Genomic DNA, 26,311 nt, shown 5'->3' with positions numbered 1-26,311 from the left:
AGTGATTGAGAAGCTATTTAAATCAATGTTTCCCGAAACCAGCATCGATACGATGCTGGACGTAGAGACACGCACACTCCCGATCAAGGAGTATGCCCTGAGCGAGTTGGCGGCCAAGCAGATACTGCCGGACTTCTTCGAGCCGAGCTGCAAGCTATTCACCACAGCCAAGATCTACAACGATATTCTCCAACGAAAGAAGAATGTCGAAATCAAGTTCTTGGGAAAGAAGAAAGTTGTCAACTGCACACTCGTCATCCTCAGTGACACCGCCCAGATCCGGGTGATGTTCCGTCAGAGCCACGCAAAGGTATTCATTGGGGCGAAATGCGAAGGAAAGTTTGACATTCGCCTTAACAACCTCAAGCCGACAATTTGCGTGGGCGATGCTGTTACCTCACGGGGTATGCACATCGCTGTGCATGGCACCGGTATCAGTATTGGCAAGCAATGCCTGATTGGTGAAGATGTCGTCATACAAGGCCATGATGCCCATGGCATCGTCGATATCGACACGCTTGAGCTGATCAACTCTGAAGACGCTCAGACCATCATTGAACCACGCGTCTGGCTTGGCAAGCGCGTCATCGTTCTGCCGGGCAATAGAATCTGCCAAGGTGCGATAATAGGCGCGGCATCCGTGGTCACGAAAGATGTACCCGCGTGCACACTCGCGGTCGGCATCCCGGCAAAAGTCATTAAGCACGGGGTAACGTGGTCGCGATCACGTTACAAAGTCGATGAGGAATGTAAAGACTTTATCAACAGTCTTTGAAGCACTTCGTCCATTAACCATTCGATAACATTTTATCGACTCATAATCAGGAAGATCACATGAGCACTCGTGCTAAAACCGTAATCACCTACGGCACCTTTGACTTGTTCCATGTCGGCCACGTTCGCTTGCTCGAGCGCGCACGCTCCCTGGGCGACCGCTTGATTGTGGCCGTCTCCGAGGACAGCTTCAACGAAGGCAAGGGCAAAAAATCGTACTCTAGTTACGCCGACAGAAGCCAACTCGTAGCAGCCTGCCGTCACGTAGACCTCGTCATCCCCGAACTCACTTGGGAGCAGAAGCGAGAAGACATCATCGCTCATAATGTTGACATTTTTGTGATGGGGGATGATTGGCAGGGCAAGTTCGACTTCCTTAACGACATTTGCGAAGTCGTATATCTGTCTCGCACTCCAGAGATCTCCAGCAGCTTGATCAAATCTCACCTGAAAAACCCAGCGACCCCTGCGGTCGCCTGAGGTCGGATGCGATGAGTGACCGCAAACAGGTTCATTACACCTACGTTGCCAGCGAAAATCTCCGCTTGCTGGAGCAGGAATTTGCTGCGGGCATCGACGCACAGCTGCCCGACTGGGAATCAACGCAAGCGCCCGTGGTAACACGGGCAGGCGCGGTGAACGTAACGTTTTTCATTTATCGACGTGCACACGTCATGATGTCTCATGGCCTTGCCGATAAGAATTACCTGACCCGACGCGACCCTCAACGGGGCTTTGAGATCAACAAGTATCGAACGGTCTGCGTGCCGGGTGATTGGCTCAAGCGTAAGTTGCTCACAACCCGTGGCGTGGAATTGTCGGCTAATCAGATTAAGGTCGTAGGTTGGCCACGAATCGATACGCTGCTGGCTGCCCAGCGTAAGTACTTGTCAGAACGAACGCTGGCGGAGAAGCTCGGAAAACTCTCCCCCTTCCGCAAGATTAAGGTCTTGTGGGCGCCGACGCATAACGCTGAAAGCAAAGCTGGCGTGATTTCCAGCTATCCGGGCATTCTTCACTACGAAGATAGATTGCGTACGCTCTTCGATTACGATGTCTCGCTCCATCCAAACCTACGAGAGTCCAAAAAACCGACTTTTGAAAAGCTCATCGAAGCGGATGTTGTTATCGCCGATCGTGGCACACTTGTTTATGAAGCGTGGGCGCTGGGTAAACCTGTAATCTTCCCGTCTTGGCTTATTGGTGAAGGCAACCTTTATGACGATCTCGGCTCGGCGGAAAGCCATATATTCCATGAGCGTCTAGGACTGCATGCCAACAGCTTTGATGAGATGGTGGACATGATCCGCCAGGTCACCTGCCCAGATGCACGCACACTACAGTTTATGGAGTCCTACTTACCCCGGCGCACACTCGGCTCATCCTACAAGCTAATTGCGGAAGCGGTAGACGAGGTCTGGGAATCCGGCAATCTCAGGATCGCAAAAAAAGTTCTTGCACCGAGCCGCGGAGCACCTCCCTTGGTCGCTGTTTAAAGTACTTAATGCCCCACCTGTGAACAGGTGGGGCATTAAGTTTGGGTTGCCCACTGGGTGACCATGCTGCACTCTTTAAGCACTTTGAATGTACTTATAGGCTTGGGACTTTGAGAAATTCCTGCGGAGGCTTCTCTAGCTCTAAGAAGAATAATTGACATAGTTATAAAGGCACTCGATCATCGGGCGACCTCTACGCTCGGCTACGCTGGCCGGGCCCCACACCGCGCCACGTTGCCACTTGCCGGCGCGCAGCATGAGTAGGAAGTAAAATGATAATAACTCAAGCCCTGGCACAAGAGTTTTGGAATAACCGCATTCTTTTCAAACTCAACTCTCCGAAACCGTCGCAGAAAAAGTACGGCTGGCTGACCCTTGACCAACCGATTCCTTCTTGGCGGGCAGTGACAATAGAGAGCCACTCAGCTCTTTACAAAGGCTCATACAGAGGCAGCATAGGAGGAGGCAAGTACTCCGGCCTGTGCTCCATCGGCTCACTCTCATACTCATATTCAGCCCTGGCTGAATCAATGAAGGTAGGGCGATACTGCTCAATCTCGACTGGCCTCGTCATACTTGACTCTCATCACCCCATGGACCTCGTGACTACTTCTATCATCACGTTTAGGCCTGGTAACGATCTCGTCCGCGACTTCACTAACGAAGAGCAGACAAAGCAGTACAACTGGCACAAATATGACAGAAAGGCCTATCCGCAAATTGGAAATGATGTCTGGATTGGTCGCGATGTAACATTGAGGATGGGTATTACAATCGGCGACGGGGCCGTGATAGCCGCTGGTGCACTGGTTACAAAGGACGTCCCCCCCTACGCGGTTGTGGGTGGTAATCCTGCAAAAGTTCTGAAGTATCGGTTCTCGGAGGAAATAATTGCCGAACTGCTCCGGCTGCAGTGGTGGAATTACGACCCCAGCAAGATATGCCAAATAGGCTTTAAAGATGCAGAGAGGTTTTGCACCGAGTTACAGCACTCAATTGACGCGGCAGAGATCGAAGTTTTCAAACCGAAGACATTCACACTACAACCCAACCCAAACGCTGCGATCAAAAAGTGAAATAAGCCAGCATCAGAAGGGGCACTTAGAATAAGCTCGGTGCCCCTCCCCCCCCAAAAAAAACGCCGGGACAAAACCCGGCGTTTTTTCGTTACTGGGCAGCGAGTGCAAAGTCCCCATAAGCGACCGCGTTATATTCGCGAGCATCAAACGGTCGCGGAATAAACTCCCCTTTGATAACTTGTTTAACACCTTCAGCCAAGCCCTCAGGAGTCAACGGGGTGAGTATACCCAAACCGTTCTCCAATACACTGTCAGGGCCAGGAATATCAGTGGAGACACAGGGAACACCCAACGTCATCGCCTCAAGCAAAACTATACCCTGCCCCTCGTAATCTGAAGACAGCACGTGACACTGCGAAGCCTTCACGAACGGGAAAGGATTGCGCTGAACGCCAAGCAGTATCACTCGATCCTTCAGCTCAAGCTCTTTAATCAGATTTTCCAACTCCGCGTGAAGCGGGCCAGTACCAAGTATATAAAGAGCAACATCATGCCCTTCTTCCACGAGTAACTTGACCATCTCGATAAGTCTTACTTGGTTTTTTTCGGGCCACATGCGCGCCACGTTGACAATCTTGAATCTCGGATCAGATTTAAGCAAATGATAACCAGCGTCATCAGGCTCCAATTCTGCATCAGTGATAATTCGATTTACATCCAAGCCGTTTCTAACGAGATGGAACTGATCAACGATACCAGGATTTATACCCTTGAAACTCTCACGATTGGTTTGCATTGAGCTTTCAGACACATTAAGGAAAGCATCATAGTCTCTATAAAACTCAAAAACTTTTCGCAAATTGGGAAGACGCTTCTCCGACTCCTCCAACATATCATTATGGAGGTAAATCAAATGACGATTAGCTGGAATAGCCGCCATGAAACCCGCCCAGAATGGGTGATAGCCCTGGTGATCAACACTGATCTCAGCCTCTAGGCCCGCGACCACACGATAGACTTCTTGCTGCATCGCAGATTCGTACACATCGCGCATTGTTTGCGAATAGAAGATACCTTCAGCGTTGAACTTATCAGAGACCCATTGCTGCTCGAGACTCATGGAAGTCCGACCACTTCGGAAGATCACATTCGCCACTTCCTCGAGTTTGCGTATCGCGTCAAACCCAGCCTCCTCCTTACGCAACTCTACCGTATCGAGAAGGAGCACTACATCTTTGCCTTGTGCAGCAAGATTCTGCACTAATGAAATTGCAGAAGTCGCAACACCATTGATAGTACCAAGCGCAGATCGTACAACAATCGGCTTTTTATCGTTACGCGGAGACGCTACTCCCCTTTCTTGGAAGAAGAACTCGACCACTCGCTGAGTCGAACGACCATCTTCAACACCACAGAAGCGCTCATGGAACTCTCGATAGGTTGCATTGACATACAAGCCTGGATCATTCAACGCACTATGAATCAAGCCGCGGAGCTCATCTGTCGTCTGGCATTGTGGCCACGGCAAGTCACTGCGCTCGAAGTACAGGCCGCGCTCGGACTTATACTCATCCCAGTCAGGAATGAAGTGGAGGACAGGACGCTGAAGCGTCATGTAGTCAATAATGATCGACGAATAATCGGAAATCAGAACATCTGCGACTGGCAACAAGGCATTAGTATCAATCGATTGAGGCGCCAGCTTTACTGGCAACTTCATCTCAACCAGCTGCTTTTCGACCAAATGATGGCCTCGGAAAAGCAGAGTGTAATCATCCGAAATAATGCTCTTCAACTGCTCGATCAGCACCTCAGCTTCTAGCTCAGGCGTATTCCAGCTACCGCGATAGGTAGGCGCAAACAGGACAACTGGTTTGCGACTTGAAATACCCAAAGTCCGACGAACTTCGTACAGCTTTTCCTGGTCAATCTTGTAAAGCTGATCATTTCGTGGATAACCGCTAATCAACTGAGCGCCGCTCACAATCCGATCAATGCTATGACCTTCAATCTGAGTTAGGCGAGTGTGCTCATTAGGGAAAATCAAATGAGTCGCGTGCAGGAAGTTACGCGCCGTATTGGCACGCGTGTACGGTGGCGTATTCATTGCGCGGCCAAGCGTCTTCAGCGGAGTTCCATGCCAGGTATTCAGGTACTGCTGACCTGGCTTCCGGACAAAGTACTCTGCAAAGGTACCGTTACAAATCAGATACTTACACGAAGCAATCAAACGAAGGTAGAGTGCACTGCCCCGCTTGACAAAGAATACATTCTTTAAATTTCTAAATCTTTGCTCAACTTTAGTAAGATCATTAATCACCCAGAAATGCTTATGATTGGCATATTCCTCACTAGCGAGAACATGCTCAAAAATTGCAAGCGGGTTACACGCCATTGATGACCCATTATGCACCTCATAGAGGATGCAATCATCCATTACCGGCAGTAGCTCGATATACTCTTTATACGTAGCATGGAAGTTTAGCGTGCTGTCGGTGAGGAACTTGTCTTCATAAGCACTGGTCGGACGCTGGATAATTTTGTACGAACGGAACGCTTCACAAGCTTTTTCAATCGCACCAGAGAGAGCCAACAATCTTCCGAGCTCATAATACAGACCAGCTTCATGCTGATTCGTACGCCAGATAGCCTGCTGGATCGCTTCAGCCGCGGCTGCCAGTTGCCCGACGACTACAAGGGCCTTGCTGTAGGAGATCCAAGTGGCCGGCTGGGTGCAATCTCTCTCCAAACGGCTTTCAATAAACTGAACTTCGGCGAGCTTCGTGTTTAACGAACCCGAAAGAGAGACAAGCTTCTGAACTTGTTCTTCTTGGGCGAAACGCACTGCATTTGCCAAGCTATCTCTTGCCGCACCGGCCATCCCAAGCTGTAGATTAGCCTCATAAAACTCATACCAAACACTACTCTTCTCCGCGTTGTCGGCCAACTCGGCTTTGATGGTATCGATACGATTTGACATTAGCGATGCTTCATATCGCTTTCTGTCAAAGTCTTGGTGAGCCCCGCTACCCTGCATCGACATAAACAGATTACAGGCCTCGTCTAACCTACCCAACTCCATGAGCAGAATACCAGCCCGATAACGCCACTCGGCAATATTTTTTCCGCCGAGCGTAATCGCGTACTTATACGAAGAAAGGGCTGCCTCGAACTTATTCTGACGCTCCAGAGTAAAGCCAAGTCGGAAATGCGATTCAGCCGATTTCATCCGCAATCCAACGGCATTCCGGAACGATACTTCAGCGTCAGCCCATAGATAGCATCGTTCCTGGGCACGACCAAGGCGGAAATGCAGATCGAAGTCAAATTTCACCAAGTTCAATTGCTCGGTAAACGAAGCATTTGCTCTGGACCAACGACCGGCGGCGGCATGAAACACGCCTATACCAAACTTACCTGCATTGTGCTTTTTGTCCAGCTCACAGGCTTTTTGATAGGCATTGATAGCAGCAGGCAAGTCAGCCGGCCCCTCATGACATGGTGTTTCATAGCAGTAGCCAAGGCGGTAGTACCACTCCGCAGGCACTGTCTTACTCAGCAAAATAGCATGCTCATAGGCGTTCGCAGCGGAGCGGAAATGCCCCATTTTTTTCTCAGCAACACCCAGTCGATGATAAATGTCTGCGCTATTGCGCACTACGCGAACAACAGCTTGCAGTGTCGCAACTACTTGCCACCACTTGTGCTGCCCTTGGTAAGCAAGTGCCAATTTATTATTGAGACTGGCATCCTCAGGATAAACCGAAACCAAGCTCATGAGCGCAGACTCGGCCTGTGCCCACTGATGCTCTTTCAAATATCGCTCAATATCCGCAAGCGTTTTCTCTTCACGCTCTTCCCACTGCGGATCACTTAGGTATTCCAGATGAGCACAAATCTTACTGGCGCTATTTGACTCTTCAAAATTGCTCAAATACTCGCGGCAAAAATCTTTGACCTCGGCGCTCACTTCAAGCTTGCTGCCAGCAACTATCAGTTCGAGCAACGCATCAAAACTCTCAGGATGGTAGCCCAGTTTTCGCCGATAGATTTCCGCCTCTGCAGAGTTTGGCGCCTTTTCCAAGATGGCATCCCCGAGGATCCACCGTGGAAAAATCACCGGTTTACCTAGGGCCCACGCCTCATATGCGACGGAGGTGTAGTCAGTTATAACAATATCAGCGTCTATCAGCTCACGCGTTACTGGCCGTTTATTGATCTTATTTCGCTGGTCCTCGGAAACGGTTAGCTCGCAGTGGTGCCCAAGCTCCTCTAGGTATTCCTGGAGACCCGAGCTAGAGCTCATAGGGTTTCCGGCCGCGTCAAACCAGTTACTATGAATCGGGGCAAAAAGAACACGGGGAGTCGTTCTCTCACCCGTCTCGCCGGCTTGCTCAGCCAGCGATCTTAGATAGTCAATCCTAGGAGCCCCCACAACCAAAACATCTGTGGCCTTTAAGCCGAGCCTTTTGTCGCCCAGCAGACTGCGCGCCATCCACTGCCCTGGAACAAGAATTTTCTTAAAGTTGCTAAGGGCTGACTTACCATCAGCTTGGATTTGATTGAGGTGCTGTCGGTCCGCCAGATCGAACATCAGGAAAACGTCAGCAGGAATGCCTGCAAACAACGAAACGGTCAGGCACGCGCCATCCTCAGCCTGCAAACCGTCTGGCAAGGCCTCTTGTAGAGCCCCTTCTAGAGCTTCTGGTAGAGCCTCGAACCATTCGACCTGACGGCCGCCTGTCGACTTGATTTGGGAAAAAATTTGCGTACGGAGAAGCTTCAGATTATCCGAATCATGCCCCAGCAGTTGAACCTTTCTCTTCCCGCTCACACGAAGAACTTCAGACAGCCGCAACGAATCGTCGACACTCACAACTTCAGTCATCCCAAACCCTTTTAAAATGCTTAAATCCATGAATCCAATATCAGAAGAATCTAATTATCGCCTGCTATCCATTTCTACTAAACGCTCCAACCCGATGAAGCGGCGAAAACTAAAAGCCCTGAAATTTTCAAAACGTGATGTCCTTCTCATTCGGACTTGCTTCATCTTCGATGAATGATACCCTAGCCACGCAATGAATTAAACAGGAAAGGATAATGTGCGTCAATTTAATGGCGCCTGCTTATTGACTTTCCTGGGCAGCCCATAGGAGGCCAAATGCTCAATCGATTTAAAATAGCCCTTATCGCACTCCTCTCCATGGCCTATTGCCAGCATTCGTTCGGGTGGGGTGTCGAAGGACACAAAGTCGTGGCTCTAATCGCCGAGCAACAACTCACCCCGGAAGCCAGGGCCGGCATTGATATCATCATGCATCGAGATGCCAATGGCAAAATATCCGACATTGCATCATGGGCCGACAAAATTCGCGGTAAAGAGCCTGGCCCTCAGATCAGCCACGTTGTTAAAATCCCATTCAAAGCTACAAGTTACTCGGCTAAACGCGACTGTTCTGGGAAGTACAAATGTGTTGTCTATGGCATCCTGAAAGCCGAGAGCGAATTAAAGGATGGCAGACGCGAAGACTCCGACCCCATAGAGCAACAGCGCGCTCTGAAGTTTCTCGTCCACTACATTGGAGACGTTCACCAACCTTTGCATGGGATACAAGAAACCGGCGCGATGCGCACCCAGCCCAGCCGACAGAAATGGGAACTCCACAAAGTTTGGGATACCATCATCATACGAAGCTCTAAGCAGAGCTCCGAGTCCATAGCTAAACGACTACTTGCCAAACACAAAACCGTGCAACAAGGCACCCCAGAACAATGGGCAATGGAGAGCCATGACATTGCCAAACGCATAATATATGGAGATAACTATGCTTTAGCTAAATCTAGACGCCCCATTTCCTTGGATAAGGATTACTACAAGGAAAATATGGAAATCGTTGACGAGCGACTATTGGCCGCTGGCCTGCGGCTCGGCAACGTACTGAATGATATTTTCAAATGATTCACTCTACCGAAAACTCTAGTCATTGAGATTTCGCGCCACTCAATTTAAGGTTACTCATGATCAAGAAATGCTTATTTCCGGCCGCTGGTTATGGCACTCGTTTTTTGCCAGCCACCAAAGCAATGCCTAAGGAAATGCTGCCGGTTGTAAACAAACCTCTCATCCAGTACGGCGTAGAAGAAGCACTGGACGCTGGCTTAAGCGAAATTTCCATTGTCACTGGCCGCGGCAAGCGTGCCCTTGAGGACCATTTCGACATCAGCTATGAGCTGGAAAATCAAATCAAGGGTACCGATAAGGAAAAATACCTGGTAGGTATCCGTCGGCTGCTTTCGGAGTGCAGCTTCTCGTACACTCGCCAGACTGAGATGAAGGGCTTAGGCCATGCAATCTTGACAGGCCGCCCACTGATCGGTGATGAGCCATTCGCCGTCGTGCTGGCAGATGACCTGTGCGTCAACCCTGAAGGTGATGGTGTTTTAACGCAAATGGTTAAACTGTACAAACAGTTCCGCTGCTCAATCGTTGCGATTCAGGAAGTCGACCCGCAAGAGACCCATAAATACGGAGTTATTGCTGGCGACATGATCCGTGACGATATCTTCCGCGTCACCAATATGGTCGAAAAACCGAAACCGGAGGACGCACCGTCCAACCTAGCGATTATCGGACGCTACATACTCACCCCAGACATCTTCGACATCATCGCAGATACTGAACCTGGAAAAGGTGGCGAAATTCAGATTACTGACGCCCTGATGAAACAGGCACGAAACGGTTGCGTAATCGCTTACAAGTTCAAGGGCAAACGCTTCGACTGCGGGGGCGCAGAGGGGTACATTGACGCAACAAACTTCTGCTTCGAGAACTACTACAAAGCAGGCAAGGCCTACTAAATAGAACAGGGGCCATCACCGATGGCCCCACTCCATACAATGAACGCAGTCGCCAATAGGCGTCAAACAACCTCGATATTATAAGTGTCTGGCTTAAGGTGATACATGGACATATTGATTAGCATTACAGCAATATTCACAGTCTGCACGCCCACATCAGGATGGTCATTAATCAAAGGGTTCAACGAATTCAAATAATTGAACTGCCTTCCCAGCTTCGACTCACGAACAATACTACCAATGTAACTGTACTGCGGCGAACGAGCTGAATAGATAATCGAAATCTTCTGCTTCAACAGCCTGTCCGACTCAAGAATCCTTGAGAACGTTTGTTGTTTAGTTTCTGGAAAAGTGCCCTGCGTAAAATGTGAGTCCGCAAAAACTCTCTCATAATACTCATCTGAGACTATTGGATCTACAACAACCGCATTAAACCCACCTGTGACGCCATGATATAGCGCAGCGGTTCCGCCCTTGGACGCTCCGTACAACGTCACGTTTTCCGCAGAGAGCCTCAGATCATCACTCACCTTGTGAATCAAGGCCGTCACACGATCACCGAACGTCCGATCCGAATTATTATTCAGATAGAAGCTTCCCACCACAGATCCAACATCAGCAATTCGCAGAACAGCGGCATCGGCTGGAATGTACTTAGCAATAGATTTAAAATTAAAGGTAAACATCCTCATCAGGCTAGACATAAATATGTCCTCACCAATGGAGGAAAAAACAACCAAAAGTTTAGAAACCGCTGGATTTGCCGGAAGATCGACCTGATAAACCAGACCGTCTGAGGTTAGAAAGTCACCTTCCTTTACTCGATGCCAGAAATTTGCGATTTCGCTATTCCTAACAAATTTTGAAACATGCTCTTCCGATTTATAAAGACTAAAACCCGCATTGGCGAGTGCAACTACCAACTCTTTAGCGCCAGGGTCTTTTCGACTTACATGTAGTAGATTATCACAGGAAGGATAGGCCGAATGATCAACCATAAAGTAGTTGTATGCACCAATATCCGACAATGCATCACTCACATTACAGCCTAGTACAACTTTTTTCGATTTCACCGCCATACCAAACCCAAACCTCGAAGCCCGCAAAGCTACGAGTATCAGGGCGTGCCTAGCTCAAGTCAAGGGCACCCCTCGACTGGACATTAAAAGCCCTCACAGTCATCCAAATGCAATAACCACCCAAGGCTGGAGCAGAGAAAAATCATTGCGATCGCGAATAAGGCAACTAGAAACATTATCCTGACCCTCCGAATATCGACACTCTAAGATCTATAGTCATCACTGAGCTGAATTGATCATAGAGCACCGAATATTTCAGTTTATGTATCAGGCAAGCACTGCTTCCAAAAAATCAGGGTCAACCGTAATACTACAGCTCACAACCATAGACGAAAGGCGCGCTCGAACACGCTGAAACACGCCCTTTGATGCCTCGGGATCAGTCAAAAATCTCCACAATCCCGCTCACTTCGCCCGTCAAAGCATCTCTCACCGCCAACGCGCGGATCTTGTTTTCATGCATGTATCCTTCAGCCTCAGATATCAACGCATCAGAGGCAATCTCGTGTGGCGTAGCCGTCATGAACGCCGAAACCTTCTCCCCTACCACCCCCGGGTTATCTAGCAAAGCGCGGCGCAGGTCTCCGTCAGTGACGATCCCTACCAGACGCCCTTCGTCACTCACCAACGTGAGGCCAAGTCGGCCCTGCGTCATCATCAGCAGACAGTCATGGAAGCTGGTGGACGGACTGACGAAGGGCGCCGGGCTGTGCATAACATCTGACACACGAGTCAAGAGCTTTCTGCCCAAGCTACCGCCAGGGTGATAACGAGCAAAGTCCATCGGTTTGAACTGGATGGCCTCGATCAACGCAACTGCCAATGCATCCCCCATGGCCATGGTGGCGATGGTGGAAGTGGTGGGTGCAAGGTTGTTCGGACATACTTCTCGCTCGACAGAGATATCCAGCCAGATGTCAGCATGCCGAGCTAGTGTTGACTGCCCATTGCCAGTCATTGCAATAAATTTGTTACCAAAAGACTTCAGGCTAGGAATCAGCTTAATTAATTCTTCGGTCTCGCCGCTGTAGCTAATCAGGATAAGCACATCGACTGGCTTGAGCATTCCCAAATCGCCATGGAAGGCCTCAGCCGGATGAAGGAAGAAACTGGGCGTCCCGGTAGACGCGAAGGTGGCCACCATCTTCTGACCGATAAGCCCGGACTTGCCCATACCGCAGACGACCGTACGCCCTTTACAGGCAAGAATGAGGTCGACAGCACTCTGAAACTCCCCGTCGATTCGGTCAGCCAGCTGACTGACAGCCTGGGCTTGAGCGATGAGGGCTTCTTTGGCAATGGTGAGATGATTCATGTCCGTCCCTGAATGCTGCAGGTTTGCAAGGGCACGAATATTAAGGGGTTTGCAACATTAAGCAAAGATAAGCTCTCCTGAACGATCCGGAATCAGACTACCGGGCTTCAGGCTTCATCGTACGCCCTATTCGCCCAAAAATCAGGCATTCAGACTAGCCTTGTGCCATCAAGCAATTGACCGCGCTGCGAAACTTTTCGTTGTGCGTGGTTCTCTTATGACGCAGCATACCGCCCCCTTAAAAATACAGGTCGGACCCCCGGCTATACCTGACTACAGCTAATGACTGCCCCTACCCAGCCCTCTGCCCAACATAAGACCTTCTTCCGCTGGCAGCGAGCTTCACTCGAGCACCATATCCACACCTTGATGCCTCAGTGGGGCGGGCTCCCCCTGACAATTCACAGCCGCGACCTGGAGTCGAATGCCTCATTCGTCAACTATGTTCGGTTCCATCGCCTGATTGACCCCATCACCGGCAAACCGATGGATGTAGTGGAGAAATCGATACGCAAGGTGGCATTCATTGGCAGTCAGGAAGCACGATTCCACCGCGCTGAGGGGATGCTCCAAGGCAGCGTCTATTTCCGCTATCCGCCCTGCCTAGGCGTGATCGAGACACCATGGGAAAGCCTGATCTTCACTCGCTACATTCGAGGGCGCCCTCCCCGTATGCAATCCATCGGCCGCCATTTGGGGCGAGGCATCGCCGAGCAAGAGGAACGAAGTAGCGCCTACATCGAGGCAATGCCACGAAATCAGACCCTGCTCTTATGGAGCATGGACTTTTTCCGTCCTTGGTTCCTATTGCGCCCACGTTTCAACTTCACACGCTGCCTGCCTGAGCTAGAGCGTTTGGCTCGCGAAGACTCCCGATTTACTGGGCTGGCGCAGCGTCTCAGAGCATTTGCCCCCGTAATTCGCACGCTGGCATCTCAGGCAAGGCGCAGCCCCCGATGCATAAGCCACATGGACTATTTGCGCAAAAACCTGTTCATACGCAAGCGTCGCCTTTATCTCATCGATTGGAGTGAGGCCAAAATTGGAAGGATCGGGTTCGACGGCGGCGCCTATCTGGGTAGCCTCTTCCGACGTAAGGAGATGTCAGAGTTCCTTTTAGCTCAAGCCCAATTCGAAAAAGCCTACCGCGAAGCGCTGGCTCCCCACTTCGACCAGGAAGACGCATTACGCAACCAGCGCTATGTCTTCTTGCAGACTGCGCTTTACCACTGCCTGCGCCCAGAAACCATCAAGGAATACCAAGAGCAGAATCGCATGCCGCTGCTGCTAGAAAAATACGAGTACCTGCTGACTCTGCTGTGAACAGATATCATTTTGATGTCATCCGTGGGGAACTGTAGGAATCTTCGGATTTCATCGGAAATTTTCGACTTGGGTCATCCTATGAACGTGAATTTGTATTAAGATTCGCGACCTCAAAATTCACTGGATCCTAAGGGCTTTTAGCCCTCAGCTGTCCGACGCATGGAACGCCGCTCCACGTTTATGGATGATGCTCTGCCTCGCCCACGCCTGCTGATCCTCTCAAAGGGAGCTCAGCAGATCACTACTTTGCCCTCGTTGCTGCCTGATTTTTCGCTGCAGAGCGGTGTCGTGGGTGATGTCGTGAAAACGGACTGGGTAATGGCATGGGGCCGTAAACCTAGTGCACTTCAGGCCATTGCTGAGGCTAAGAAAGCGGGCAAACCTGTCTTGACTCTGGAGGATGGCTTCCTTCGCTCGGTCGGTTTGGGTGCGGACGACCCACCACTCTCATTGATCGTCGATGACGTCGGTGTTTATTACGATTCCGGGCACCCTTCTCGCCTGGAGCAACTCATCGTCAAGCCACTCTCGCCCGAAGAACATGCGCGTGCACTTTCGCTTCAGGCACTATGGCAGCGAAATCGGGTATCAAAATACAACGACGCCAGAATCGAGACACCGACACTTCCCAACGACTGTGTACTGGTCGCCGACCAAACCCGGGGCGATGCCTCACTTCAAGGTGCTGGGCCCGCCGACTTCAAGGCGATGCTCGATGCGGCGTTAGCCCGCTACCCCCAACACACCATCTTGCTCAAAGTGCATCCCGACGTCGTCGCACGCCGAAAAACAGGACACTTTGACTTGACCGAAGTGGCCAAGCACCCGCGGGTCCGGATCCTTGCTCAGAACATTCATCCCGCTGAGTTGATGCCGCGCGTACGAGCAGTTTACGTAATGACCTCGCAACTGGGCTTCGACGCCCTGCTCTGGAACGTGCAGGTACACACGTGGGGCATGCCCTTCTATGCCGGCTGGGGGCTGACAGATGATCGCCTCCCTGCCCCTCATCGACGCACACCCGTGTGCCTGGCACAGTTGATCCATGCCAGTTTGGTGCGCTATCCGCGATATGTCTGTCCGGAGCGCGGCGACTCTTGCACGCCAGAAGCACTCATTAACTGGCTAGGCCTACAGCGACATCACCGCAGCTTAATGCCCCCACAAGTACAAATCTGTGGTTTCAGTCGCTGGAAAATGCCACTGGCTAAACTGTTTTTCGACGGCAGCGCGATTCGCTTCATCAAACCAAAGAAGCCTCTTTCGCCGTCGCTACCCGTCGTCTCTTGGGGCTGTAAACACGACGCCGAACTCCATGCCCACCCACAACAGGTTAACCGTGTTGAAGACGGTTTTCTGCGCTCTGTCGGCTTGGGCGCAGGTAAAGCACGACCATTGTCATGGGTGGTTGATGACCTGGGTATCTACTACGACGCTACTCGCCCCTCTCGCTTGGAGCAGATTCTCGCCAGCGGCAGCTTTGATCACGCCCTCCTGAGTCGCGCCGCAGACTTGCGCATGGCCATCTGTAGTGCTGGCCTGACCAAATACAATCTACCCGGTACTGCCTGGCAGCGTCCTCCAGCGGCGCAACGCGTCATTCTCGTCACCGGCCAGGTCGAGGGAGATGCCTCCATTCGCTACGGCAGCGCGCGCATTCGCAGCAACCTCCAACTGCTACGTGCAGTGCGTGAGGCCAATCCCTTGGCCTGGGTGCTGTACAAGCCGCACCCAGAGGTACTCGCCGGCACACGACCCGAGGGCGATGACGAAGCGCAAACAGTTCACTGGTGCAATGAGGTGATTGGCAACACGCCGCTGCAGCAGTTGCTGGAAGTGGTTGACGAATTGCATGTACTGACGTCGCAGTCGGGTTTCGAAGCGCTGTTGCGCGGCGTACCTGTAACGACCTACGGGCAGCCGTTCTATGCCGGCTGGGGGCTAACCGACGATCGTGAACTGGAACCGCAGGTTCAAGCGCGAAGGTCGCGAAAATTGACACTTGATCAACTGGTAGCGGGAACACTTTTGCTCTACCCCACCTATGTCAGTCGCATCACCAATCGTTTTACCACTGCTGAACAGACTCTCTACGAATTACAACATTGGCATGGGCTACCGCAGCTCGGAGCAATCTCCAGATGGCAGGACTTGAAACGACGCTTGAGCAGTTTGTTGGGCATGAAGCGCCCGACCGGCTGAATACGAGGGCGACGCGTGGTCCACTGCTGCGCATCCCTACGCACAATTTTCTGTTCCTGCAGGGTGTCAGTTCGCCTTTCTTCAGCCGCCTGGCCAAAGGGCTGCGTGACATTGGCCAAACTGTGCACAGTGTACGTTTCAATGTCGGTGACGAACTTTACGGTGCTGATGGCCCAAACATGAGTTGCCCGCAAAAGGCTGAAGACCTGGATGCTTGGTATTCCCATGTCTTTCGCCAGCTCGACATCACCGACCTGGTGCTGTTCGGCGATTGCCGCCCCGTGCACCGCACCGCAGTGAAGCTGGCCCGGTTGCAGGGCATTCGTGTGCACGTGTTCGAGGAAGGCTACTTCCGCCCGTACTGGATCACCCTGGAGCGCGATGGCGTCAATAACAACTCGCGCTTGCCAAGGGACCCCGACTGGTACCGCGAAGTGGGCAAGTACATCCCCCGCTACCAGAACGGCAACGCGTTCAAGCTGTCTTTTGCCGCCCGCGCGGCACACGACGTGCTGTATCACGCCAGCGGAGCGTTGAACCCGCTGTTCTACCCGAAATACCAGACCCACGCGCCGTTTAACGCTGCAGTGGAATACGCGGGGTTCATTCGCCAGGGCTTGCGTCTTTTGCTCGCTCGCAGCCGCGACGACGCACTCGTGGCCGATGTTGCCCGTGAGCGCCAACCAACGTTCTTACTACCGCTGCAACTGGACAGTGATGCGCAGATTCGCGATCACTCGCCATTCTCCAACATGACCCAGGTCATCAGGCATGTGATCGACTCGTTTTCGCTGAACGCGCCATTCAACGCACGTCTGTTGATCAAAAACCACCCGTTGACACCGGGGCTAGTCAACTACCGCAAGGTCACCGAAGCGCTGGCGCGCGAGTACGATGTGGCAGACCGCGTCGTATTCATGGAGAGCGGGCACATGCCGACATTGCTCTCTCACATCACCGGCATGATTACCATCAACAGCACCGCCGGCGCATCAGCCATCCTCCACGGCCGCCCAACCATCACGCTGGCCGACCCAATCTACGCCATGCCCGGCCTGACTCACCAAGGCGCGCTGGCCGATTTCTGGCAATCCCCGGACATGCCAGACATCAAGCTCTTTCATCGTTTTCGCAACACAGTCATCCACACCACCCAGGTCAACGGCGGTTTCTACACCGGCTGCGGCATCGACATGGCGGTCACCAATTGCCTCGAAGTGCTGATGGCGAAAACTTCAAGAATCGAAAAATACCTATGAACCACACCGCTTCACCCCGCTGCATCCTCATCACCGGCGCCACCGGCGGCATCGGCGGCGCGCTGGCGCCTGCCTATGCTGCGCCGGGCGTGACGCTGATTCTGCAAGGCCGGCGCCTGGACCGCCTGGATGAGATGGCCGAGCAGTGCCGCGCCTTGGGCGCCGAGGTACTGCTGGAAGCCATCGACGTGCGCGACCTGGATGGCCTGCGGGCGATGGTGCGGCGGGTCAGCGAGGCGCATCAGCCGGACCTGGTGCTGGTCGGTGCCGGGCTCAACACGGCAGTGGGCGCCAATGGCGAGGCCGAGTGCTGGGACGACAGCCGGGCGTTGCTCGAGGTGAATGTGATGGCGGCGCTGGCCACCGTGGAAGCGGCGCTGCCAGCCATGCGCAGCCGGGGCCATGGGCAGATTGCGCTGTTCAGCTCGCTGGCGGGCTGGCGTGGGCTGCCGGTGACGCCTACCTACAGTGCCAGCAAGGCGGCGATTCGGGTGTATGGCGAAGCGATCCGCGATTGGCTGGCGCCGGAAGGGGTGAAGGTGAATGTGATCGTGCCGGGCTACGTGGAATCGAAGATGTGCTTCGAAATGCCGGGGCCCAAGCCGTTTTTGTGGACCGCCGAAAAAGCAGCCAAGCGCATCAAGCGTGGGCTGGCTGCGAACCAGGCGCGTATCAGTTTTCCGTTCCCGCTCAACCTGGGCACCTGGCTGCTGGGGCTGATCCCGCAGTGGCTTTCTTCGATGATCCTGCGTGGGCTGAAGTACAGTGATTGATGTTTCTCTGCTACCGGTTGCGTTGATCGGCCTGATGCTGACCGTGCTGGTCGAACGCTTGTTGATACCCCGCCCTGCCCTGCGCCGCCCGGCTGACTGCTGGATGCTGCATGTGGGGTTGTGGTGCGTGGGGTTTGGGTTGCTGTATGCGCTGACCGCGCGGCCACTGTTCAGTGGCGTGAACCTGCTGTTGCTGTGGGTGCTGATCGTGCTGGTGAGCAACTCGAAGTACCACTCGCTGCGCGAACCGTTTGTGTGTGCGGATTTCGAGTACTTCAGCGATGCGGTGAAGTTTCCGCGGTTGTATTTGCCGTTCTTTGGGTTTGGTAAAGCGGCAGTGCTGGCGGTCGGGTTTCTGGTTTACCTGTGGGCGGGCTTGCGCTTCGAGGTGCCGGGGGCGCGGGGTGAGGCGTTGCTGCCGGTGGTGATTGGCCTGGGGTTGCTGCGGTTGGGGCATCGTCGGGTGGTGCCGAGCTTTGATGCCGAGCGTGATGTGCGGGGCTGGGGGTTGGCGGCTAGTTTGTGGCGGTATTTTTGGGCGGCGCGGGCGCCGGTTGATCAGGCTGGGTTGGGGTCGCCGTTTGCTTGTGAGGGTAGTGTCGGGGCGGCTGGCGCATTCGCGGGTAAAGCCGCTCCCACGGGGAATGGGCTGGCGGACTTGGTGTCGGTGCAGAGCGAGTCGTTCTTTGATGTGCGTGGCTTGTGGCCTGGCGTGCGGGCCGAGGTGCTGGGCGAGTATGACGTGCTGGCCAGCCAGGCGCTTGCGCGCGGCAAGCTGCAGGTGGCGGCGTGGGGGGCCAACACGGTGCGTACCGAGTTCGCCTACCTCACGGGCATCCCGTCCGAGCGGCTTGGCGTGCACCGTTTCAACCCTTATCGCGTATTGGCGCGCCGGGGCTTGCCGAGCATCGCTTCGCGGCTGAAGGCGCTGGGCTACCGCACGGTGTGCATTCACCCGTATGACGGTGGGTTCTACGGCCGCAATAAAGTGCTGCCGGCGTTGGGCTTCGATGAGTTCATCGATGTGCGCGCGTTCAACCCGTCGCAAAAGGCTGGGCCGTTCATTGGCGATTGCGCGGTTGCGCAGAAGATTCGCGAACTGCTGGAGGCGCCTGGGCGTACTCAGCCGTTGTTCATCCACGCGGTCACCATGGAAAACCACGGGCCGCTGCACCTGGAAAGCGTGGCCGAGCACGAGCTGCCGGCCTGGTTCGACCGCCCGTTGCAACCGGGCATGCAAGACCTGGCGCCTTACCTGCGGCATATCGGCAATGCCGATCGCATGCTTGGCATGCTGCGCGAAACGTTACTGAGCCAGCCGAACGAGGCGCTGCTGTGCTTCTTTGGTGACCATGTACCGATCCTGCCCGAGGTTTACCAGGCAGTCGGCGCGCCGGCCGGCGACACTGACTACCTGATCTGGTCCAACCGGCGCCAGCCTGGCAGCCAAGCGTGCCCCATCGCTGTACACAAGCTGTCCAGCGCACTGCTGGCACACGCCCAGGCGCCCGCACAGGGCCAGGCGGCGCACAGTGCCGTGGCTGGGGTAGCCTGAAAACGTGGTGCGCATTGTTCTGGGATCGGACCTGGCGCCGGAGCGTGCCGCAGACCCTGCCTTGGCTCAGTTGCTGACCCAGGGGCGCGGTTCGCTGGCGTTTCTGATTGGTAACCCTACTTGCCGCTATCGCCTGCTGGGCGGGGCCATTCACTGGGACCGCGTGCTGCTGGCCTTCGAGGGCGAGCAGGCGCTGGGTTTTGCCGCCTTGAAGCATGACGGGCGTGGGCCATTTGCGTTGCACTGGCGGCCGTTCATTCGCGAGTTCGGGCTAATCAGTGGCTGGGTGCGCTTTGCCGGGTTTTGCCTGAGCGAGCTGCGCGAGTGGCGTTACCCGTTCTTGTTGTATGGACTGCGCGTGAGCAAAGCAGCTCGCCAGCAAGGCATGGGGGCGGCGTTGGTGCAGGCGTGCTGTGCGCATGCGGCCAAGCTGGGCTTTACCCAGGTCGAACTGGAAGTGCCGCTGAACAACCCACGGGCCAAACGGCTGTACCTGCACAATGGCTTTGCCCTGCGCCGCAAGCGTTGGGTGCCGTTCCCGCCGGTGCGTGGCATGTGGCGGGGGGTGCCATGAACCGTATTGAAGCGCCGGCAGCAGTGGCCTTGCAAGCACTGGTGGACGGCCCGGGTTGGGTCGGCATCATGTCGCAGTGGGTTGCCTGGAAGGTGTTGCACCTGCCGCAGTTTCTTGGGCCCGAGGGCCCGCCCTTCTGGCTGTGGCGCCGGGGTAGCAAGGCGCCGAAGGGGCTCAAGGCGATTGCCGGCATCGGCTACAAACAGTCTTCTGCGCAGGCGCGCGTGTTGTGCCAGCGCTGGGGGCTGCCTTATATCGCGCTGGAGGACGGTTTTTTACGGTCTTCGTCGCTGGGCATCGAAGGCGACACGCCGATGTCGATGGTGGTCGACCCGATAGGTATTCACTACCTGGCAGACCGGCCTTCGCTGCTCGAGAACATCCTGCAACAGCCCGAGGCGCTAACCGAGCATGAGCTGGAGTGCGCGCACGCGCTGATCTCGCTGATGCGCAGCACGGGCATCGGCAAGTACAACAATGCCCAGGACCTGCCCGCAGACGACCCGCTGGGCCGTGAGCGGCCGTTGGTGCTGGTGGTTGACCAGACGGCGGGCGACTATTCGATCCCCGGTGGCGGTTTGTGCGAAGCGGACTACGTGCGCATGCTTGATGTCGCTTTGGCCGAGCACCCTGATGCCGATGTGCGGGTGCGTATTCACCCGGACTGCCTGGGCGGGCAGAAACCCAGCTGCCTGCTGGCCGCCGCGCAAGCCCGGGGCGTGCCGCTGGAGGCACGACCAGTGGCGTGGGCGTCGTTGGCCAAGCGGGCTCAGCGGGTGTATGTGGGCACCAGCCAGGCTGGGCTCGAGGCGTTGATTCAGGGCGTGGCGGTGACCTGCTTCGGGCTGCCGTTTTACGCTGGCTGGGGCCTGACCGACGACCGCATGCCCATCCCCCGCCGCCAGGCGCGGCCGAGCCTGGAACAACTGGTGGCGGCGGCGTACATCCGTTATTGCCGCTATGTCGACCCGCTCACCGGCCAGCTGACCGATGCGCTGACCGTCGCTCGCCAGCTGGCGCGCAAAAAGGCACGCGACACTGAATTTGCCGGGCCTACCACGGTGCTGGGGGTCAAGCGCCACAAGCAGCACAACATTCGCCGCTTCTTTGCCAGCCGCTGGGGCCAGCTGCGTTTTACCGTGGATAGCCCGCAACTGGTGCAGCAGGTGGCGGCAGAAAACGGGCGGCTGCTGGTGTGGGCGGCGCGGGAGCCCGCCAGCCTGGCTGAACGCGCGCGCCAGCAGGGGGTGCCGATCTGGCGGGTCGAGGACGGCTTCATGCGGTCCACGGGGTTGGGGGTGAGTAACAGCCCGGCCCTGTCGTTGGTGCTGGACCGTGGCGGCATTCACTATGACGCCGCGTCGGACAGTGACCTGGAATGGCTGCTGCTCAATACCGACTTCGACGACGCCAGCCTGGCCGAAGCCGCGCAGTTAAGGGCGCAGATCGTCGCCAGCGGCACCAGCAAGTTCAACCTGCGCAGCGGGCCGATTCCGCCGTTGCTGGGCCAGCCGGGCCAAGCACGGGTGCTGGTGGTGGGCCAGGTCGAAGATGACGCTTCGGCGCTGTGCAGTGGCGGCGGCGCAGGCTGCAACCTGCGCCTGCTGCAACGGGTGCGCGCGCAGTTGCCGGACGCCTGGATCATCTACAAACCCCACCCGGACGTCGAGGCCGGCAAGCGCCAGGGCCAGGTTGCCCCGGCGCTATTGGCGGGCCTGGCTGACCAGGTGTTGGGCGGTGTCGATATCGCCAGCCTCTACGGCCAGGTCGATGCGCTGCACACCTTGAGCTCCACCGCTGGCTTCGAAGCGCTGCTGCGCGGCGTGCCGGTGGTGACCTACGGCACACCGTTCTACGCCGGCTGGGGGTTGACCCACGACCACCAGCCGCTGCCGCGCCGCACCCGGTGCCTGACCCTGGACCAGTTGGTAGCCGGCGCCTTGATGCGCTATGCGAGCTATGCCGACGTTCAGCAAGACTTGCCCTGCGATGCCTGGCACGCCCTCGCTTGCCTGTCGATGCCGCGCCCTGCGCGGTTGGCCGAACACCGGCGCGTGGCGCCGCTGCTCAATTACTCCCGGACCATGCTCGGCTGCGGCCGGCCACTGGCCCCATCAAAGGACTAGAACATGCCCGTATCGATCAAGGACATCGGCCGCTATGCGGCGCTCCCCTGGCATTGCATGCAACTGGCCACCCACGCGAAATCGTTCGAGAACAACCCGGTGCTCGGCAGTGCGCGGCTCAATGCGCTTGGCCTGCATGTGCAGCGTCGCCAATTGGCGATGGCCATGGCCAGCTACCGTCGCCAGGCCCTGGCATCGCGCCTGGATGCCGGCGAGCGTGCGCATTTTGAAGAAAACGGGTTTTTCATCCGCGAAAACGCCCTGCCCGCTGACCAGTTCGCGGCGTTGCGCGCCGAGCTGGGTGCCTTGCGCAGCACGGGTTGGGAGATGCGCCAAGGGCGTGCGGTTACCCGCCGGGTCAGCCTTGACCAGGATGTGCTGGCCAGCAACCCGGCCAGTGCGGCGTTTGTGGCGGACCGTGGGGTACGGGACCTGATTGCCTATGCATCGTCCAACACGGGCGGCATTACCTATCAGCTGCAGTCGATCATCATCGATGCTGCCAATGCCGACCTAGACCCGCAAACCCGCTTGCACGCAGATACTTTCCACCCCACCGCCAAGGCGTGGTTATTCCTGGATGACGTGGCCGACGACCAGGGGCCGTTCAGTTATGTGCCGGGGTCGCACCGCCTGACGCCCGAGCGCCTGGCGTGGGAGTATCAGCAAAGCCTGGGCGCTGCCCGCTCGACCGAGCAGATGCACCGCGAGGGCTCGTTCCGTATCGACACCCCCGACCTCGCCGCCCTGGGCCTGCCGCAGCCGCGCCGCTTTGCGGTGCCTGCCAATACCCTGGTGGTGGCCGATACATCCGGCTTCCATGCCCGCTGCGCCAGCCACCAGGCCAGCCACCGGGTAGAAATTTACGCCAGCTTGCGGCGCAACCCGTTCATCCCTTGGCGCGGGGCGCACCTGTTTGCCCTGCCGTGGATTGCCAACCATCACATGCGCTGGGACATCCGCCTGAAGCGCTGGATGGGTTTTGACAAGAAGAGCCATTGGCGGTTTGTGGAGCACCTGAATGCCTATGAGTCGCCGCATATTTAAGGCGGTTATCCCGTCGGTCAGCACCGACCTGTAGGAGCAGCCTTGTGCTGCGAAGACGCCAGTGGCAGCAGCGAAAATTGATTGTGCTGGCACCGGCCTCTTCGCAGCGCAAGGCTGCTCCTACAAGGGACTGCGCCTGGCGAAAGCCCTTGCGTGCGCTCAGTTATTCCTTCGCTTAGCACAGACACCTGTAGGAGCAGCCTTGTGCTGCGAAGACGCCAGTGGCAGCAGCGAAGATCGATTGTGCTGGCACCGGCCTCTTCGCAGCACAAGGCTGCTCCTACAAGGGACTGCGCCTGGCGAAAGCCCTTGCGTGTGTTCAGTTATTCCTTCGGTCAGCACAGACACCTGTAGGAGCAGCCTTGTGCTGCGAAGACGCCAGTGGCAGCAGCGAAGATCGATTGTGCTGGCACCGGCCTCTTCGCAGCACAAGGCTGCTCCTACAAGGATTGCGCCTGGCGGTTGGCTCAGGGTCACTTCATTAATTATTGCAAAACCCTTGCGTGTGCAAGATTAAAAGCTGACGCCAAGTTTTATACCGTATTCATCCTGCACCTGAGTATCCGTTGGGGTCATTGCAAACTGCCCGTCCAACTCATATTCAAAGCGGCTGTAATACAACGAGGCAATCATCGGTATCATCCCGTCCTGATTGAACAGCAGGCTCATTTCAGCAAACGGGTGAGTGCCATCTTTCAAGTCCACTTTCTCGTTGCTGATGCCATGGATCTCCAATTGCGAATCACCATTGATCAGCTTACGCATGCCGGCTTCGAAACGTAGGGTCGCGGTATCGAACCGGTAGTTGTAACCCAGCGCCACCTTGGCAAAAGGCGTGCGGTTGGTGAGGTCGATGTCGTATTTGCGGTTGTTCGGCTGCAGGCGGTTCCATTTGTAACCGCCGCCCACCAGCAGGTCGACGGAATGGCGCTCAGCCAGCGCAATACGCCAGCCCAGGTCGAGGTCGGCCTGCGCGTCCTTGACCTTCTGGTTCTGGTGCTTGCTATAGAGGCCGCTGAGTTCTGCCTGATAAATGAACCCGTCGGTTGACGTCATTTTATTGCCGAAGTTAATGAATGCGCCGCCTTCTGGCATATGTTCCGTGTCGGTTTTACCGTGCCCGGTGAATTCCTGTTCGGTGTAGCTTCCCTGTAAGCCAAACGCAAAAGCCGGTGCAGTGTGAGAAGTCGCATCGCAAACGGTTGGCACGGCGCAGACGCACGCCGATACAACAGCAGCAAGAGTCACTCTGCTCATAAGTACTCCATCGGATACACGACGGGCCCAGGGGGTGGCCCGGTTAATGATCACGATAGTCGTATTTTTTAAAGTTGCAGGCGTTACGCAAACTTTACACAGACACTTTTTTGCGTCGTTTTAAAGAGGAATTATTTAGATGTTTAACACTAGAGCGCTCGAAGTAAGTTCGGCTTTTCTTGCTTCGATTTAATATGATTAGCCGCTTTGCAGTGGCCAGATTCCAGCTATCATTGATGGCTCATTGATGGCACGCCACAAGGGCTGCCAAGCAGCCCCTCAGGCCTTACCCCATCACCCCAGCCGCGCCATCTCTTCAGCGACCACCGCCACCGTGTGCTGGATCTGCTCGGGCGTATGCTCGCACGAGACAAAGAAGCGCACCCGCGCCGCCTGCTCTGGCACGGCCGGGTAGACGATCGGCTGGGCATTGATGCCCCGCTCGAACAGGGCACTGGACAACCGCCCCGCCTTGAACGAACTGCCGGTAATCACCGGGATCACCGCAAGCCCCGTGCTGGTGGCGGTGTCCAAGCCCGCTTCACGCGCCAGGCGCAAGAACAACTCGCCCCGCGCCTGCACCTGGGCAACCCGCCCGTTATCCGCCGCCAGCAGCTGCAACGCTGCCAAGGCCGACGCTGCGACCGCCGGCGGCATACCGACGCTGTACAAAAAGCCCGGCGCCAGAAACTTGAGGTGCTCGATCAGCGCCGTGCTGCCAGCGATATATCCGCCGCAACTGGCCAAGGTCTTGCTCAAGGTGCCCATCCAGATGTCGACGTCATCACCCGCCAGGCCAAAGTGCTCACGGATACCTTTACCCGTAGCCCCCATCACGCCCAGCGAATGCGCTTCATCCACCATCAGAAACGCTTTGTGCTTGCGCTTGATGTCGACGAAGCGGGGCAGCTCAGGGTAGTCGCCGTCCATGCTGTAGATGCCTTCGACCACCACCAGCACCCGCTCGAAGTGCTGGCGCTGCTCGCTCAACAGGCGGTCCAGCGCCTGCCAGTCGTTATGCGCAAAGCTCAAACGCCGTGCACCGGACAACTGAATGCCCTGCAGGACGCTGTTGTGAATCAGCTCGTCATGCACCACCAGGTCGCGCGGCCCGAACAGGTAGCCGATAGTGGTGACGTTGGTGGCATGGCCGCTGACCATCACCACGGCGTCGTCCACCTCGTACAGCCTGGCCAACCCCTGCTCCAGCTCACGGTGCAGCGGGCGATCACCCGAGACCGGGCGGCTGGCAGACACCGAGGTGCCGTAGCGGTCGATCGCCGCCTTGGCTGCCTCGGCAACGCTGGGGTGGCCGGAATACCCCAGGTAGTTGTAACTGGCGAAGTTCAGGTACTCGCGCTCGCCAATCTGGGTCTGCGCGCCGGCGGTGCCTTGGTGCAGGCGGAAAAACGGGTTGCTCAGCCCCAGCCGCTGCGCGGTTTGTTGCATCACCCGCAGGTGCTGGTAACCCGGGTGCTGGTCGAAACGGTAAAACGCTTCAGGCACCTTCAATGCAGCCTGCTGCACCTGCTCCAGGGTGGCACCTTCCGCGCCTTCGGCGCCTGTGTTACGGCGCCGCGCAAGGGCTTGCTGGATCAGGCGTTGCTTGGCGTCGCCACCAAGGCCGGTCGGGGTTTTGGCTGTCATC

Annotated in this window: 19 protein-coding genes; 14 read left to right on the top strand and 5 right to left on the bottom strand. The window is 55.7% G+C overall.

The genetic code is table 11. The annotated features are described in order from the left end of the window. Position 1: 1 nt before the first annotated feature. From ACMCNM_RS09100 to ACMCNM_RS09085, 4 genes are all read left to right on the top strand, one after another. Entirely contained in the window at positions 2-775 is a 774-nt protein-coding gene (locus tag ACMCNM_RS09100) for a hypothetical protein (protein WP_085273739.1), read from the top strand. Between the two features lie 59 nt (positions 776-834). Continuing rightward, on the top strand, positions 835-1,254 hold the full coding sequence (gene tagD / locus ACMCNM_RS09095; RefSeq protein WP_085273740.1) for a glycerol-3-phosphate cytidylyltransferase: 420 nt from the start codon (positions 835-837) through the stop codon (positions 1,252-1,254). Positions 1,255-1,265: 11 nt separating this feature from the next. Continuing rightward, positions 1,266-2,270 (top strand): hypothetical protein, encoded by a 1,005-nt coding sequence (locus ACMCNM_RS09090; protein ID WP_085273741.1) that lies wholly within the window; start codon positions 1,266-1,268, stop codon positions 2,268-2,270. A gap of 272 nt (positions 2,271-2,542) precedes the next feature. Further along, complete coding sequence (locus ACMCNM_RS09085) at positions 2,543-3,346, top strand: CatB-related O-acetyltransferase (RefSeq protein WP_085273742.1); 804 nt, start codon at positions 2,543-2,545, stop codon at positions 3,344-3,346. Between the two features lie 91 nt (positions 3,347-3,437). On the opposite strand, the gene ACMCNM_RS09080 is transcribed toward ACMCNM_RS09085, so the two are convergent. Then, entirely contained in the window at positions 3,438-8,177 is a 4,740-nt protein-coding gene (locus ACMCNM_RS09080; protein WP_412764239.1) for a CDP-glycerol glycerophosphotransferase family protein, read from the bottom strand. Between the two features lie 276 nt (positions 8,178-8,453). On the opposite strand from ACMCNM_RS09080, the gene ACMCNM_RS09075 reads away from it, so the two are divergent. Next, positions 8,454-9,251, top strand: a complete 798-nt coding sequence (locus ACMCNM_RS09075) for a S1/P1 nuclease (RefSeq protein ID WP_412764238.1) — start codon at positions 8,454-8,456, stop codon at positions 9,249-9,251. Positions 9,252-9,310: 59 nt separating this feature from the next. Further along, positions 9,311-10,150, top strand: a complete 840-nt coding sequence (gene galU / locus ACMCNM_RS09070; protein ID WP_085273745.1) for a UTP--glucose-1-phosphate uridylyltransferase GalU — start codon at positions 9,311-9,313, stop codon at positions 10,148-10,150. Between the two features lie 62 nt (positions 10,151-10,212). Here the strand turns inward: galU and ACMCNM_RS09065 are convergent, their stop codons facing one another. Together ACMCNM_RS09065 and ACMCNM_RS09060 are read right to left on the bottom strand one after the other, a co-directional pair. After that, a complete protein-coding gene (locus tag ACMCNM_RS09065) occupies positions 10,213-11,190 on the bottom strand; it encodes an XcbB/CpsF family capsular polysaccharide biosynthesis protein (RefSeq protein ID WP_412764237.1) in 978 nt (325 codons plus the stop codon). A gap of 418 nt (positions 11,191-11,608) precedes the next feature. Beyond that, entirely contained in the window at positions 11,609-12,544 is a 936-nt protein-coding gene (locus ACMCNM_RS09060; RefSeq protein WP_085273747.1) for a KpsF/GutQ family sugar-phosphate isomerase, read from the bottom strand. A 282-nt stretch (positions 12,545-12,826) separates the two neighbouring features. Between ACMCNM_RS09060 and ACMCNM_RS09055 the strand changes: the two genes are divergently transcribed. From ACMCNM_RS09055 to ACMCNM_RS09020, 8 genes are all read left to right on the top strand, one after another. After that, positions 12,827-13,867: a phosphotransferase gene (locus tag ACMCNM_RS09055; RefSeq protein ID WP_085273748.1), complete on the top strand. Its 1,041-nt coding sequence runs from the start codon at positions 12,827-12,829 to the stop codon at positions 13,865-13,867. A 183-nt stretch (positions 13,868-14,050) separates the two neighbouring features. Next, entirely contained in the window at positions 14,051-16,072 is a 2,022-nt protein-coding gene (locus tag ACMCNM_RS09050; RefSeq protein WP_339550145.1) for a capsular polysaccharide biosynthesis protein, read from the top strand. Next, positions 16,012-17,331, top strand: coding sequence for a capsule biosynthesis protein (locus ACMCNM_RS09045; protein WP_085273749.1), 1,320 nt, complete (start codon positions 16,012-16,014; stop codon positions 17,329-17,331). The genes ACMCNM_RS09050 and ACMCNM_RS09045 overlap by 61 nt, the downstream gene beginning before the upstream one ends. After that, positions 17,328-18,104 (top strand): SDR family NAD(P)-dependent oxidoreductase, encoded by a 777-nt coding sequence (locus ACMCNM_RS09040; protein ID WP_027595982.1) that lies wholly within the window; start codon positions 17,328-17,330, stop codon positions 18,102-18,104. The genes ACMCNM_RS09045 and ACMCNM_RS09040 overlap by 4 nt, the downstream gene beginning before the upstream one ends. 7 nt (positions 18,105-18,111) lie before the next feature. After that, complete coding sequence (locus tag ACMCNM_RS09035) at positions 18,112-19,659, top strand: LTA synthase family protein (RefSeq protein WP_412765909.1); 1,548 nt, start codon at positions 18,112-18,114, stop codon at positions 19,657-19,659. Positions 19,660-19,663: 4 nt separating this feature from the next. Then, a complete protein-coding gene (locus ACMCNM_RS09030; protein WP_412764236.1) occupies positions 19,664-20,233 on the top strand; it encodes a GNAT family N-acetyltransferase in 570 nt (189 codons plus the stop codon). Next, entirely contained in the window at positions 20,230-22,359 is a 2,130-nt protein-coding gene (locus tag ACMCNM_RS09025; protein ID WP_412764235.1) for a capsular polysaccharide biosynthesis protein, read from the top strand. The genes ACMCNM_RS09030 and ACMCNM_RS09025 overlap by 4 nt, the downstream gene beginning before the upstream one ends. 3 nt (positions 22,360-22,362) lie before the next feature. Continuing rightward, the gene (locus ACMCNM_RS09020; RefSeq protein WP_412764234.1) at positions 22,363-23,406 is read left to right on the top strand and encodes a phytanoyl-CoA dioxygenase family protein; all 1,044 of its coding nucleotides are present in this window, start codon (positions 22,363-22,365) and stop codon (positions 23,404-23,406) included. A gap of 513 nt (positions 23,407-23,919) precedes the next feature. On the opposite strand, the gene ACMCNM_RS09015 is transcribed toward ACMCNM_RS09020, so the two are convergent. Both ACMCNM_RS09015 and ACMCNM_RS09010 read right to left on the bottom strand, forming a co-directional pair. After that, positions 23,920-24,663: a hypothetical protein gene (locus ACMCNM_RS09015; protein ID WP_412764233.1), complete on the bottom strand. Its 744-nt coding sequence runs from the start codon at positions 24,661-24,663 to the stop codon at positions 23,920-23,922. A 294-nt stretch (positions 24,664-24,957) separates the two neighbouring features. Next, a complete protein-coding gene (locus ACMCNM_RS09010; protein WP_186682327.1) occupies positions 24,958-26,310 on the bottom strand; it encodes an aminotransferase class I/II-fold pyridoxal phosphate-dependent enzyme in 1,353 nt (450 codons plus the stop codon). Position 26,311: the final 1 nt, after the last annotated feature.

It is taken from the genome of Pseudomonas sp. NGC7 (assembly GCF_047159675.1).
In the GTDB taxonomy this organism is placed as follows: Bacteria; Pseudomonadota; Gammaproteobacteria; order Pseudomonadales; family Pseudomonadaceae; genus Aquipseudomonas; species Aquipseudomonas kermanshahensis.
Note: the sequence above shows the minus strand (reverse complement) of the source record. Positions and strands in the feature narration are given on the sequence as shown.